14 protein-coding genes are annotated in these 12,537 nt (G+C 62.6%); 6 read left to right on the top strand and 8 right to left on the bottom strand.

What is annotated here, in order from left to right; translation table 11 throughout:
• Positions 1–41 precede the first annotated feature (41 nt).
• Genes SynA1524_RS05440 through SynA1524_RS05420 form a run of 5 tightly spaced genes read right to left on the bottom strand, consistent with a single transcriptional unit; the run spans position 42 to position 3,727 of the window.
• Positions 42–197, bottom strand: coding sequence for an Asl3888 family RNA-binding protein (locus SynA1524_RS05440; RefSeq protein ID WP_011127953.1), 156 nt, complete (start codon positions 195–197; stop codon positions 42–44).
• Positions 198–229: 32 nt separating this feature from the next.
• Positions 230–910: an ATP-binding cassette domain-containing protein gene (locus tag SynA1524_RS05435; RefSeq protein WP_186499280.1), complete on the bottom strand. Its 681-nt coding sequence runs from the start codon at positions 908–910 to the stop codon at positions 230–232.
• On the bottom strand, positions 910–2,079 hold the full coding sequence (gene devC / locus SynA1524_RS05430) for an ABC transporter permease DevC (RefSeq protein WP_186499279.1): 1,170 nt from the start codon (positions 2,077–2,079) through the stop codon (positions 910–912). The genes SynA1524_RS05435 and devC overlap by 1 nt, the downstream gene beginning before the upstream one ends.
• A complete protein-coding gene (locus SynA1524_RS05425) occupies positions 2,076–2,987 on the bottom strand; it encodes an HlyD family efflux transporter periplasmic adaptor subunit (RefSeq protein WP_186499278.1) in 912 nt (303 codons plus the stop codon). Before SynA1524_RS05425 ends, devC begins: the two co-directional genes overlap by 4 nt.
• Positions 2,984–3,727 carry a phycocyanobilin:ferredoxin oxidoreductase gene (locus tag SynA1524_RS05420; RefSeq protein WP_186499277.1) on the bottom strand — a complete coding sequence of 248 codons (744 nt, stop codon included), beginning with the start codon at positions 3,725–3,727 and terminating at the stop codon, positions 2,984–2,986. Before SynA1524_RS05420 ends, SynA1524_RS05425 begins: the two co-directional genes overlap by 4 nt.
• Before the next feature lie 18 nt (positions 3,728–3,745).
• Between SynA1524_RS05420 and SynA1524_RS05415 the strand changes: the two genes are divergently transcribed.
• Positions 3,746–5,038 (top strand): M16 family metallopeptidase, encoded by a 1,293-nt coding sequence (locus SynA1524_RS05415; protein ID WP_186499276.1) that lies wholly within the window; start codon positions 3,746–3,748, stop codon positions 5,036–5,038.
• On the top strand, positions 5,038–6,306 hold the full coding sequence (locus SynA1524_RS05410; protein ID WP_186499275.1) for a M16 family metallopeptidase: 1,269 nt from the start codon (positions 5,038–5,040) through the stop codon (positions 6,304–6,306). The genes SynA1524_RS05415 and SynA1524_RS05410 overlap by 1 nt, the downstream gene beginning before the upstream one ends.
• Here SynA1524_RS05410 and SynA1524_RS05405 read toward each other — a convergent pair.
• A complete protein-coding gene (locus tag SynA1524_RS05405; RefSeq protein ID WP_186499274.1) occupies positions 6,276–6,497 on the bottom strand; it encodes a DUF3148 domain-containing protein in 222 nt (73 codons plus the stop codon). The genes SynA1524_RS05410 and SynA1524_RS05405 overlap by 31 nt on opposite strands.
• Before the next feature lie 56 nt (positions 6,498–6,553).
• Between SynA1524_RS05405 and SynA1524_RS05400 the strand changes: the two genes are divergently transcribed.
• The 3 genes from SynA1524_RS05400 to SynA1524_RS05390 are packed head-to-tail and all read left to right on the top strand — an operon-like array spanning position 6,554 to position 9,243.
• Positions 6,554–7,123 (top strand): biotin transporter BioY, encoded by a 570-nt coding sequence (locus tag SynA1524_RS05400; protein WP_186499273.1) that lies wholly within the window; start codon positions 6,554–6,556, stop codon positions 7,121–7,123.
• Positions 7,120–7,599 (top strand): signal peptidase II, encoded by a 480-nt coding sequence (gene lspA / locus SynA1524_RS05395; RefSeq protein ID WP_186499272.1) that lies wholly within the window; start codon positions 7,120–7,122, stop codon positions 7,597–7,599. Before SynA1524_RS05400 ends, lspA begins: the two co-directional genes overlap by 4 nt.
• Before the next feature lie 48 nt (positions 7,600–7,647).
• Positions 7,648–9,243 (top strand): YcjF family protein, encoded by a 1,596-nt coding sequence (locus SynA1524_RS05390; RefSeq protein ID WP_502707910.1) that lies wholly within the window; start codon positions 7,648–7,650, stop codon positions 9,241–9,243.
• A gap of 123 nt (positions 9,244–9,366) precedes the next feature.
• Here SynA1524_RS05390 and SynA1524_RS05385 read toward each other — a convergent pair whose 3' ends face one another.
• Positions 9,367–10,767, bottom strand: coding sequence for a pyridoxal phosphate-dependent decarboxylase family protein (locus SynA1524_RS05385; protein ID WP_186499271.1), 1,401 nt, complete (start codon positions 10,765–10,767; stop codon positions 9,367–9,369).
• 101 nt (positions 10,768–10,868) lie between these two features.
• On the opposite strand from SynA1524_RS05385, the gene SynA1524_RS05380 reads away from it, so the two are divergent.
• A complete protein-coding gene (locus SynA1524_RS05380; protein ID WP_186499525.1) occupies positions 10,869–11,312 on the top strand; it encodes a nucleoside deaminase in 444 nt (147 codons plus the stop codon).
• Here the strand turns inward: SynA1524_RS05380 and SynA1524_RS05375 are convergent.
• The gene (locus SynA1524_RS05375; protein WP_186499526.1) at positions 11,284–12,468 is read right to left on the bottom strand and encodes a pyridoxal-phosphate-dependent aminotransferase family protein; all 1,185 of its coding nucleotides are present in this window, start codon (positions 12,466–12,468) and stop codon (positions 11,284–11,286) included. The two genes, SynA1524_RS05380 and SynA1524_RS05375, sit on opposite strands and share 29 nt — an antisense overlap.
• Positions 12,469–12,537 lie beyond the last annotated feature (69 nt).

Raw genomic sequence — 12,537 nt, 5'->3', positions numbered from 1 at the left:
GACCTTGAGGTCCCCCGCTGAACGTCAGAACTGCCCAACGATCAATCAGCCGCACCGCCGTTGTTAGCGGTACCCGTGACACCGTTACCGGCACCCTCACCACGGCCATCAGTACGCAGCTTACGCTTCTTGAATTTGCGCGCGTATGCGCGGTTGCGTTCCTGCTTTTCCTTCTTCAGATTTCTGCGCTTAGCCATCCAGCAACAATAAAAGTGCAATCTTCGTCACCTTACTGCGCAGCCGGCAGCAGGCAGCCATCCTCCATCTTCAGCAACCGGTCCGCCACGTCAAGGATGCGTGGATCGTGGGTCACCATCAACACCGCACAGGACTGATCCCGCGCCAGTCGCCGCAATAGTTCCACCACCTCCCGACCCGTGGCTCCATCCAGGGCAGCCGTCGGTTCATCGGCCAGCAGCAGCAGTGGGTGGGCCGCTAGCGCACGGGCGATCGCCACCCGCTGCTTCTGTCCACCGGACAAGTCGTGGGGCAATTTCCCCATCTGATCCTCAAGGCCGACGGAGCGCAGCCACTGCCGGGCCTCATCCCGTCGGGCGCGGTAGCCGAGTCCTGGCAGGAGATCTGCCCCCATCTGAACGTTCTGTTCCGCTGTGAGGCAACGCAACAGGTTGTGGCCCTGAAAAATCATGCCGATGCCGCGGCGCACCTGTTGCCGCTGGCGGCGACCGGCACCGTCAAGACGATGCCCAAGCACAGTGACCTGACCGGATTGCACCGTGCGCAGGGCACCGATCAGGGTCAACAGCGTGGTCTTGCCGCAACCGGATGGCCCGGTCAGCAGCACCACCTCACCGGGATCGATCCTGAGGCTGATGCCCTGCAGCACCTGCCGCCGCATCTCACCGCGACCGAAGGAGTGGCTGAGGTTCTGGAGCTCGACGGAGGCCATCAGAAGATCTCCGCAGGGTCCGCATCGACCAGTCGACGCATCGCCAGCAGCGAGGACAGCATGCACATCACCAGGATCATGCCGCCGACGGTGAGGGCCCTTGATGCGTCCATGCCCACCGGAAGACGCGTTGCATCACGCACAAACCAGTACAGACCCTCACCAGCGAGGTAGGCCGGGATATAGCCCATGACAGCCAGATAAAACCCCTCGCGAACCACAACGCCAAGCAGGTGGCTGAGGCGGTAGCCCATGGCCATCAAGGTGGCGTATTCCGGGAGATGGTCACTGACATCGGTGTAGAGAACCTGGTAAACGATCACGCAGCCCACCACAAAGCCCATAGCGGCTCCGAGGGTGAAAATGAATCCGATGGATGTGCCGCTCTTCCAGTAGTTCTTCTCGAAGTCAATGAATCCCTGTTTGGTGAGGACTTTGACGTCGTCGGGAAGCCTTGACTCCAGCCTTTGCACAACATCCTGTGGATCCGCCCCCGGACGCAGACGGATCAGACCGACTTCAATGGCCCCGCGCGATTTCTGTGGGGAGAGATCCAGAAAAGTCTCTGTACTGGTGAGCAGGTTGCCGTCGGCCCCGAAACTGGTACCGAGACTCACCAGACCTTCGACGCGGATGCGATTGCCGGCGATTTCCGTTTCAACGGTGCGACCGTCCTGATACCACTCAGCGATGGGACCGAATTCCGGCCGTGACAGCTGATCAAACAGGATCCTGCCTTTCTGTTTGAGGACTTCGGTTTTTTCAGACAGGCTGGGATCGACAAAAAAGGAATCATCCGGATTGAACCCCAGCGCCAGAATCGCTCGGTTGAGACGGGTTTCCGGATTACGCCACAGCATCAGGCCCCAGTGGACAGGGCTGACCCCTTCAACGGCGGGATCGGCCAGGGTCTGGACCAATCGGCGCCTGGGGAAGCCCGCCATCCGCACGGAACTGGCGGAGCGGGGACTGATCAGCACCAGATCGGCATCGAACAGACGGTGCACCGTGACGCTGGCGTCAAACAGTCCATCGCGAAACCCCAGCTGCATGAACATCAGGATCCCGGCAAAGCTGATCCCAGCCAGAGCCACCAGAAGGCGAACGGGCTGACGGGACAGCAACAGCCAGGACAGGGGAATTCGACGTCCCTGCCAGAGGGTCTTCATGGCTCGAACCGGGCGATGACCTTCAAACCAGCCAAAAGGATCACTCGGCGGACATCGGCGTCGTCGAGAGCCACCAGCACTTCCACCACCCGGGCATCGGCATCACCGGTGGGATCGGTGGACAGCACATCGCGCTGTTGCACCCGTGGACTGATCTGGATGACACGACCGCTGAGCTGACCACTGAAGCCACCGTTCTCGCTGGTCAACTGCACCTGCTGATCCAGGTTGATCTGCGCGATATCAGATTCGTAAACCTCGATCCGAGCCTGCATCCTCTGGCTGGCGCCGATATCCATCACCCCATCACTGCCCGGCCGTTCGCCCTCTCGCGCATGGATCTCCAGGACAAGGCCGTCCAGGGGAGAGACCAGCTCACTCTCCTCTAAATCCACCAGCAAGCCCTGACGCCGGGCCAGGGCCTGTGCCTGTTCACCCTCGAGACGAACCAGATCTTCCCGGCTGGATTCGCGTTGAACCAGCGAAACAGCACCCCAATTGGCCCCGCGCGCATACCGCGACACCTCAACCTTTTGAAGGGCAATCTCGTCTTCGAGACTCGCCAGGTCGGCCTCAACAGCGGCCAGGTCTGCCTCCAGACCGGCTTTGGTGTCGAAGCGGGCAAGCACCTGTCCCCGGCGAATCACAGCCCCTTCATCAACCAGCAGCTGTTCGATCCTTGGTGTTCCGGCAACGCCGGCGGTTGGAGCGGCCAGGCTACGCACATTTCCAGCGGGCTCAAGCTGCCCCAGGGCCGCGACCGCTTCAGGACGGGCAACGGCTTCGCTTGCAACAGAAGCTAAATTCTCCGATGGGGCCTTCGTCGTCTGATTGCCACCACAGCCGATCAGCACGAACACCAAACAGACCAGCCCGACCGAACCGGAATGACTCCAGAGTCGGGTCAACTTGGAGGCAAGGGATCGTCGAACAGCAGTTCTTCGATGTAGCGATCGGCCCAGGAGGCGTCGAAGGCTTTCTCCAGCACCCTGCGGGTCTTGTCGTTGCGCTTCTGCTGGAGGCAATAGCTCAGTTGTCCCTCATACCGGCGGATCGTAGAAGCCGCTGTCGCTGGTTCGCAGGCTGTCTGGAGCACAGCCGTTCGCAGGATGGTCAGCACCTCCTTCACCCGTGAGCGGAACAGCACCTCCTCCTCAGCAGCATCCGGACGGATGAAACAGACATGGGGGGAAAAAATCGTGCCCCACCCCGGCAGATCGCGCACCTGGCGAAAATTCGGCCTGGGAGTGCCCGCCAGGGCCGTTTCAATGCCCGACGGCAAGGCTCCGGACACCGGAGACAGATCAACAATTGCAGCGGATACCCCTGCGGGACCGGCCACGATGTCGGCACCGAAGATCGGCAGATCGAAGCGGGGGTCCGGGAACCAGACGCAGTGGAGAATCTGCAGACCCCGACCAAGCCGCGCCAGTTCCAGGTGGATCTTGCGCATACCGCGGCAGCACAGCAGCTCGTTGCGAATGAGCAGGTCATCCCCCTCCAGTTGCCCCTCAATACTTGAGAAATCGGAGTCGGCGTCGAGCGGTTTCAGCTCTGGTAAGCCGATCCAGGCACCCCGGATCGTCTCGGCAAGGGAGGGAATCAGGGGAGCAACCGTCGATGAAGACTCAGACGGCGGGGACTGCATCAAGCCGGGGGGAACAGAATGGAACTTTGCCACGCAGTTCTGACCAGCCTGTTGCACGGTCCTGCACTGGACCATTGGACCCTCCCTAACGGTGTGCGCTGCGTGGCAGCCGAGATGCCCGAAGCTCCGCTCACCTGCCTTGACCTCTGGTGTCGAGCCGGAAGCTTCACGGAGGCTGCTGGAGAGGAAGGGATGGCGCACTTCCTGGAACACATGGTGTTCAAGGGCAGTGAGCGGCTTGAGGCTGGTGCCTTTGATCTGGCCATCGAGGCCCTTGGCGGCAGCAGCAATGCCGCCACCGGCTTTGATGACGTGCATTTCCACGTTCTGATCCCGCCCGAGACGAGCCAGCAGGCCCTTGATCTGTTGCTGGATCTGGTTTTGCACCCTGCCCTGGAGCAGGAGTCATTCCGCCTGGAGCGGGAGGTGGTGCTGGAGGAGATGGCCCAGTACGCCGATCAACCGGATGAGCTGGTCCTGCAGCAACTGCTGAAGCAGGGTTGCCTGGACCACCCCTATGGACGCCCCATCCTCGGGGAACGTTCCAGCCTATTGGCCATGGACCCTGAAGCCATGCGCACGTTCCATCAGCGCCGCTACCGAGGCCACCATTGCTGTCTGGCCATCAGTGGACCGAGAGCGAGGGAGCTGAGGGCGACGGTCGAGAGCTCGGCCCTAGCGCAACTGCCGCCGGACCCACAACCGTCAGCCGACGCCATCAATCAAGTGGAGCCCAGGGGGCTGAGGCTGCAGCCAGGACGTCACACCATGGAGCTGGCACGCCTGGAATCAGCGCGCCTGCTGATGCTCTGGAGCGGATCCACCGCCCACGATCAGGCCTGGGTGATGGGTGCCGATCTCGCCACGACACTGCTGGGGGAAGGGCGACGCAGCCGCCTCGTCGCCCAGCTGCGCGAGGAGCTTCGCATTGCGGAAAGCGTGGACATGGATCTCAGTGTTCTGGAACAGGGATGCCTGATGACCCTTGAGATCAGCTGTGAGCCCGAGGATCTGGAGCAGGTGGAAGCAACGGTGCACGAGCAGCTGAACCAGGCGGCACCGTTTACAGCTGAAGAGCTGGCTCGAGGACGCCAACTCGTAGGCAATGGGCTGCGCTATAGCCTGGAATCGGTCGGTCAGGTGGCAGCCCAGGCCGCCAGCCAGATGCTGTGGAACCGTCCGCAGGAGCTGCTGCAACCGCTGCAGCATCTGCAGGCCTGGACTGAAGAGCGGTTGTCTGAGGACCTGATGCCATTGCTGCAGCCCAGTCAGGCCTGCAGCCTGATCGCTACTCCGGCGGGGCAACGCTGATGGCCATCCCGGACCTGATCGTTGATCGGATCGCCACCCCCGGCGTGATGGCGGCGAAATTGCTTCTGCCCTGGGGCAGTGCCACGGACGGCGTCTGCCAGCGTGGTGCCCATCAGCTGCTAGCGGCAACCCTCAGCCGTGGCTGCGGACCATTCGACCATCGTCAGCTAGCTGATTTGGTGGAGGGGCGAGGCGCCGGCTTGCGCAGTGACGCCCATGAAGACGGGTTGCTGATCAGTCTGCGCTGCACCACCGAAGACGCCCAGGAGCTGATGCCCTTGCTCGACTGGATGGTGACAGAACCCCATCTGGCGACGGAACAGCTGGAACTGGAGCGGTCCTTGAGCCTGCAGGCGCTGCAGCGACAGCGGGAGGACCCCTTCCACCTGGCGATCGATCAATGGCGGCAGCTGATTTACGGCAGCACGGGTTACGGCCATGACCCGCTCGGAGTGAGCGACGACCTGCAACGAATGGATGAGACCGCTCTGCAGACCCTGGCCAGACAGCTGACGACGGGACGCTCCGTGCTGGCCATCAGCGGAACCTGGCCGTCATCCCTGGACGACACGCTGCTGAAGCGGACGGGCGAGGGGTGGCAGGACACGACAGATGCACCACCCCCTCCACCGATGCACTGGACGCCCAATGGCGACGGCGACCTGGTGATGCAGTCCATCGACACCGAGCAGGTGGTGCTGATGCTGGGGCAACCCTGCTGTGCGTATGGGCATCCGGATGACCTGGCTCTGCGGCTGCTGCAGTGCCATCTGGGCTCAGGCATGTCGAGCCTGCTGTTCCGTCGTCTGCGGGAAGACCATGGTGTGGCCTACGACGTGGGAGCGCATCACCCAGCGCGGGCAGGAGCTGCACCGTTCGTACTGCACGCCTCCAGCAGCGCCGAACGGGCTGAACTGACCTTGTCGCTGTTGCACCAAAGCTGGCAGGAGTTGAGCAGCCAACTCCTCAGCGAGGCGGACCTCACCCTGGCCCGAGCCAAATTCCGAGGACAGGTGGCCCATGGCCGCCAGACCTGTTCCCAGCGGGCGGAACGGGCGGCACATCGACGTGGCCTCGGCCTGAGCGATGACCATGACCACCGTTCTCTTGAACGCATGGAGTCACTGCAGCCTCAGGAGCTGATGGAAGCAGCCCAGCGCTGGCTTCAGACTCCCCACCTCAGCCTTTGCGGTCCAGCGGACGCCCTCAAGAGGCTGGAAGACCACTGGAGCCAGCTTCAATCCTCAGCAGCGACTGGTTCCAGTTGACTGAGGGGAATCAGAAACGCCCCCCGCCGGAAGCGCACAGCGACGGTCTCAAGGGGATGAAGTGCCACAACTTCCCCGATTTCTCCCACCGACACCAGGTCCGGCGGGCGCAGCATCGGCATCGGGTCAGCGGTTTTGAGATAGGTCTGAGAAGCGGTCAGACGCAGACGATCGCCGATGGAGACGGTCATGGGATCTGGGCAGGACCTGCATTCTCAAGCAGGATGCGCTCAGTTGATCGACCGGCGTGAAAGCTCTCGCCACGTGGAGTGGAGCCCTGGCCGGTGTGCTGATGATCTTGATCGGCGGCCTGCTGCCCTCAGCACTGTTAATTCCATCAGCCCCGTTGGGACTGATGGATTTGCCGGCGACCTGGCAGGTGCCGGCGCTCCTGCTCTGCGCGCTCGTCAGTGGCCCCCGTGCCGGGATGATTGCCGCTGTGGCCTACCTCAGCCTTGGGCTGCTGGACCTTCCGGTGTTCCACAGCGGCGGTGGGCTCACCTACGTTCTGGAGCCTGGCTTCGGGTACCTCGCCGGTTTCATCCCCGCCGCCTGGTTGACGGGTCGGCTGTCCCAGCAGCAGGGCATGGGGGATCTCACAGCCCAGGCCGCGGCTGCCGTGGCGGGGTTGGTGACACTGCAGTTCTGTGGTCTGGTCAATCTGTGCCTTGGTGCACTTCTGGGACGCTGGGAGCGAGCGTTGCCTGATCTGGTGATGGGCTACGGAATTGGGCCCTTGCCCGCACAACTTGCTCTCTGCGCTGCGACGGCCGTGGTGGCCGTCATCGTGCGCTGGTGTCTGGTGATCAGGGAATGACGGGCTCAATCCTGCGACGAGCCCCTCTGTTGGGGGTCAGTGGCCTGGTGGTCCTGGTTGATCAGGCAACGAAACTGCTGGCCGCATCCCAGCTGGCAGATGGACGCATCGTTCCACTGCTGCCCGGATTGATCAATGGCCAGCTGGTGCTTAACACCGGAGCAGCCTTCAGTCTGTTCCGAGGGTCGGTCCAATGGCTGGGATTTCTGAGTCTGGCGGTGACGACGGGTCTGTTGATTTGGGTGGTGAGGCATCGCACGCCTCCGTTCTGGCAGGGGATGGCGGTGGCGTTCCTGCTTGGGGGCACCCTGGGAAACGGCATTGATCGCTGGCGTCTCGGGCATGTGATCGACTTTCTCGCCCTTGTGCCGATCAACTTCCCGATCTTCAATCCAGCTGATATCGCCATCAACCTGGCGGTCCTCTGTTTTCTTGTTGATCTCTGGAGCAGCAGGACGTCATCACGCCATGGCTGATCCGCTTCACCCCATCCCGGCCAGCAGCCGGGGCAGCGATGCAACGTTGTGATCCCAAAACGCCACCGACTGCTGCTGGGATTGGCCGCTGCTCTGGCCGCGCTGATCGTGTTGGGTGGCCTGCTGCAGGCCATCCGAACCCTTCTCTGGGACCTCAGTTATTTTTTGCCCGCCTGGCTGATCACACCGCTGCTGCTGTTGGGATTGGCGCTGATTGCAGCCTTGGTGGTGCAGGTGGGACTGCCGTGGTGGCGTCAGATTCGACACCGATCCACCACGAAAGGCGCTGACGCCCCTGAGGAGCCACCCGCAACCCGACGTGATGCCGCCGGCCGGAGCCTGATCAGCATTGACCGTCTACTCGAGCGGCTGGAGGACAGTGTGGTGCGGGAAAGCCTGCGCCAGGAACGAGAACGGGTGGAGCAGGACCTTGCCCGCGGCGATCTTGTGGTGGTGGTGTTCGGCACCGGATCGAGCGGCAAAACCTCGCTGATCCGCGCACTGCTGCAGGACATGGTGGGCGATGTGGCCGCCGCGATGGGCTCCACCCGCAGCACGCCCAGTTATCGACTGCGACTCAAAGGACTGGAACGGGGTCTGCGCCTGGTGGACACACCGGGGATTCTTGAGGCGGGGGACGGTGGACTGAATCGTGAAGAACGCGCACGCCAGCAGGCGGTTCGAGCCGACCTGCTGCTGGTGGTTGTCGATGGTGACCTGCGCAGCTCGGAGATGACGGTGCTGCGGTCCTTAGCAGGGCTGGGCAAACGTTTGCTGCTGGTGTTGAACAAACGGGATCTGCGGGGTGCCGAGGAGGAGCGGCGTTTATTGCAGTTGCTGCGCAGCCGATGCGAAGGGCTCTTGCCCGCCGCAGACGTGGTGGCCTGCAGCGCTGCACCGCAAACGATTCCGCGACCGGGTGGACGTCCGTTGCAACCGGCTCCAGACGTCAATGAACTGCTGCAGCGGCTTGCGACCGTTCTGCATGCGGACGGGGAGGAACTGATTGCCGACAACATTCTTCTGCAGTGCCGACAGCTGGACCAACGGGGACGGGACCTGCTCAACAGCCAGCGGCGACGGGAAGCGAAGCGCTGCGTTGATCGCTACAGCTGGATCGGTGCCGGCATCGTGGCCGCCACGCCCCTGCCTGGGGTCGATCTGCTGAGCACAGCCGCCGTGAACGGCCAGATGGTGCTGGAGATCGCCGCTGTCTATGGCATCGACATGACCAAGGAGCGCGCCAGAGAGCTGGCGGTGTCCGTGGGACGCACCCTGGCGGGGCTCGGCATCGTCAAAGGTGCCCTGAGCCTGATCAGCCCAGCACTGAGCGTGTCACTCCCAACGCTGGTGATCGGCCGTGGCGTCCAGGGGGTGGTCACGGCCTGGCTTACCCGCATCGCCGGATCCAGTTTCATCCGATTCTTCGAACAGGACCAGGACTGGGGCGATGAGGGCCTTCAGGCGGTGGTGCAGGAAGCCTTCGAGCTGAACAAACGGGAGGCCTCGCTCAAGCGATTTCTCGCAACAGCGATGCGCCAGGTAGTGGAACCATTGCAGCGGAGGGCGGCAGCGAGCCTTCCACCACACCCAGGGCCTCGGGAGGGGGGGGAAGCATTGGACCACGAGCGTCCAGCACGGTGATCAGCAGGAGATACACCACGGCGATGGCGATGGAGATCGCCCCGGTGACAATGGCCACCCAGCGAGGACGCTGCTCACTTCCACCCATGGGCAACACCCACAAAGTAACTGGATTCTGTGGGATCAATGGGTCAGCTGCTGGCTGATCAGCCCAGCCAATTGCTGCAGGTGAGAAAGGGTGGTGTGGGGATTACCCAGAACCACCTTCAGCCAGTGATGGCCGTCGTAGCTGGGGCGGGACAGGAGAAATCCTTCGCGCATCAGAAGCTGGCGGGTCTGCTCGGTCCAACTAGCGGACCCAGAGGGATCCTCTTGCCGGGGGCGCAGGGCCAACAGATGAAGGCCGCCATCCAGCACCAGCAGGCGATCATCGGCCAATAGCCGTTTCAACATTGCTTTTCGCTCGAGGGCGGACTCGAGGACAGCACCAATGCCCTCGATGCCGAGCTGGCGCAGACCCAGCCAGAGCTTGAGCACCTCTGCCGGCCGGGTCCCTTGCAGGCCCACTTCGCCACCATGATCATTACTGCAGGGCGACTCCATGTACGGCAGCCCGGTGGAAAAGGCATCCCGCAGCTTGGAGCGGTCCCGTAACAGGAGCATGGACGAGGTTTTGGTGATCCCCAGCAGCTTCTGCGGATTGAGCGTGATCGAGTCCGCCTGATGCAGCCCCTGCATCAAGGGCGCCAAGGGCTCCCAGAGGGCAAAAACGCCACCTATTGCGGCGTCCACATGCAGCCAGACCCCCTCACGGCGGCAAAGGCGGGCAATCGCATCCAGCGGATCCACCGCACCTCGCACAGTGGTGCCTGCCGTCGCCACAACCGCCAGGCAGCATCGGCCATCGCGCCGCAGTGCTGAAAGGGCTGCATCCAAAGCCGCCAGGTCCAGGCCGCCATTGCTGTCCACCGGAAGTTGCTGGAGAGCCTCATCCGGCAACCCCATCACAGTGGCTGCCTTCTGAAGCGAAACGTGGGCGTCACGGCTGCAGAGCACGACGCCATCACGAACTCCCGCATGGGTACGGGCCACCACCAACCCCATCAGGTTGCTGAGGGTGCCGCCGCTGGCGAGAACACCGCCGCTTTGCTCCGGCAGTCCCAGTTGCTGACAGAACCAACTGCAGAGCTGCTGTTCGAGGTCGGTGAGCCCTGGGGACAGTTCCTCCGCCAGCAGGTTGTTGTTCAGCCCGGCACAGATCAGGTCGGCGGCGATCGATGCCGTGAGCGGCGGTGGATCGAGATGGGCCAGAGCTCCGGGATGGGACGGCTGATAGGCACCTTCCATCACCAGCTGTAGATCCTTGAGCAACCGGTCCATGCCGAGGCCTGCCGCGGTGGGGGCGACGGCCGGCTGCGGGCGCACGGTCGGCAAGGGCACCCCTTTGGACGCCGTACCGATCCAGTCACAGAGCAGATCACTGGCCCGATGAAGGAAGTCCCGCAGCACCGGATCCGCTTGATCAGGGGAAGCGAAGGGGTCCAAGCGGTGCAGGTGGGGCCGGAGATCGGTGGAGGCGTGCACCGGCTGCGGTGGAACTGCGTTGATCCTCGCGTCTCGTGGGAAGGTGCTCAAAGTGAGGGGCAACGGAGGGGGTGGAGGAACAACAGCTCTGGAAAGAGTGGATGGAGGTGCTGCTGGCGCGAGCCTCCGTCAATGGAGACAGAGGCGAAGTGCCAGTTGCGGCCGTCATCCTTGACGAGCAAGGGCGGTGCATCGGCCATGGACGCAACCGACGTGAGCGCTGCCAGGACCCCCTCGGCCATGCGGAATTGGTGGCCCTGAGTCAGGCCGCCACCATCCGTGGTGACTGGCGCTTCAATCCCTGCACCCTTCTGGTCACCCTCGAGCCGTGTCCGATGTGCGCTGGGGCTCTGGTGCAGGCACGGATGGGAACCGTGGTCTTTGGAGCTACCGACAGGAAACGCGGCGGGTTTGGGGGCTGCATCAACCTGGCGGACGACTCCAGTGCTCACCACCACATGCGTGTGGTGGGACCACTGATGCAGGAAAGAGCGGCTGAACAGCTGGAGATCTGGTTCAGGCAGCGGCGGCGACGGAACCGCTGAAACGGGGAAGCTCGGTCTCAAACAGGTTGAGCAGCCGGTCCACGTTCTCAGGGGTGGAGTTGTATCCCATCAGACCAATGCGCCAGATCTTGCCCGCCAGGGAGCCGAGTCCACCACCGACTTCAATGCCATGGGTGTTGAGCAGGTGCTGACTGAAAGCTTTGCCATCAACACCATCTGGAATCCGAACAGTGGTGAGGGTGGGGAGTCGACGTTCCTCAGGAACATGCATGGAAAGCCCCTGACGCTCAAGACCACTCCAGAGACGCTCAGCATTGCGACGGTGGCGCGCCCAGGCCTGGTCCAAACCTTCCTCTGCCAACAGACGCAGGGCCTCACGCATGCCGAAATTCATGTTCACAGGCGCCGTGTGGTGGTAAACACGATCACTGCCCCAGTACTGATTCAGTAGGGATACATCGAGATACCAGTTCGGCACTTTGCCGCTGCGAGAGGCCATTTTTTCCTCGGCCCTTGGGCCCATCGTGAAGGGTCCAAGTCCGGGGGGGCAACTGAGACCTTTCTGACTGCAGCTGTAGGCCAGATCAACCTTCCACTCATCGATATAGAGAGGAACGCCTCCAAGGGAAGTCACCGTATCCAGCAGAAGCAAGCAATCGTGCTTGCGGCAAAGATCACCAACACCGTCCATGGGCTGGCAAACGCCGGTTGACGTTTCGGCGTGCACAAGGGCAAGGATCGCCGGTTTGTGATCAATCAGCGCTGCTTCCAGCTCATCGAGGGAGAACCACTCGCCCCAAGGCTTCTCAATGGTTTTCACCGTGGCTCGATAGCGACCCGCCATATCGGCGAGCCTCAAACCGAAATATCCCTTGACAGCCACCAGCACGGTGTCACCGGGTTCAACGGTGTTAGCCAGGGTGGCTTCCATGGCAGCACTACCGGTGCCACTCATCGGAAGGGTCAGTCGGTTGTCGGTCTGCCAGGCGTAACGCAACAACTCCTGAACTTCACCCATCAAATCCACGTAAAGCGGATCAAGGTGTCCGATCGGTGTTCGGGAGAGGGCCTCAAGAACCGTCGGATGGGCATTGGAGGGACCGGGCCCCAGCAACAGGCGATCGGGCGTGTTAATGGCGTTGAAGGCTTGGCGGTGCGCGTCTTTGACTGGGAGCAAGGAATTCGTCACCGCCAAGGCCTGGATGGTCAATCAATGGTGGGAGCCTACGCAGTCGAGTCTCCGCTATGGAGCCTTTTCAGGCCG

This window comes from Synechococcus sp. A15-24 (assembly GCF_014280195.1).
Taxonomy (GTDB): domain Bacteria; phylum Cyanobacteriota; class Cyanobacteriia; order PCC-6307; family Cyanobiaceae; genus Parasynechococcus.
Note: the sequence above shows the minus strand (reverse complement) of the source record. Positions and strands in the feature narration are given on the sequence as shown.

Excerpts from the sequence above, each read along its gene's own strand:
- SynA1524_RS05410 (WP_186499275.1), top strand. The coding sequence starts at position 5,038 with ATGGCCATCCCGGACCTGATCGTTGATCGGATCGCCACCCCCGGCGTG.
- lspA (WP_186499272.1), top strand. The coding sequence starts at position 7,120 with ATGACGGGCTCAATCCTGCGACGAGCCCCTCTGTTGGGGGTCAGTGGC.
- SynA1524_RS05415 (WP_186499276.1), top strand. The coding sequence starts at position 3,746 with ATGGAACTTTGCCACGCAGTTCTGACCAGCCTGTTGCACGGTCCTGCA.
- devC (WP_186499279.1), bottom strand. The coding sequence starts at position 2,079 with ATGAAGACCCTCTGGCAGGGACGTCGAATTCCCCTGTCCTGGCTGTTG.
- SynA1524_RS05405 (WP_186499274.1), bottom strand. The coding sequence starts at position 6,497 with ATGACCGTCTCCATCGGCGATCGTCTGCGTCTGACCGCTTCTCAGACC.
- SynA1524_RS05435 (WP_186499280.1), bottom strand. The coding sequence starts at position 910 with ATGGCCTCCGTCGAGCTCCAGAACCTCAGCCACTCCTTCGGTCGCGGT.
- SynA1524_RS05420 (WP_186499277.1), bottom strand. The coding sequence starts at position 3,727 with ATGCAGTCCCCGCCGTCTGAGTCTTCATCGACGGTTGCTCCCCTGATT.
- SynA1524_RS05380 (WP_186499525.1), top strand. The coding sequence starts at position 10,869 with ATGGAGGTGCTGCTGGCGCGAGCCTCCGTCAATGGAGACAGAGGCGAA.
- SynA1524_RS05440 (WP_011127953.1), bottom strand. The coding sequence starts at position 197 with ATGGCTAAGCGCAGAAATCTGAAGAAGGAAAAGCAGGAACGCAACCGC.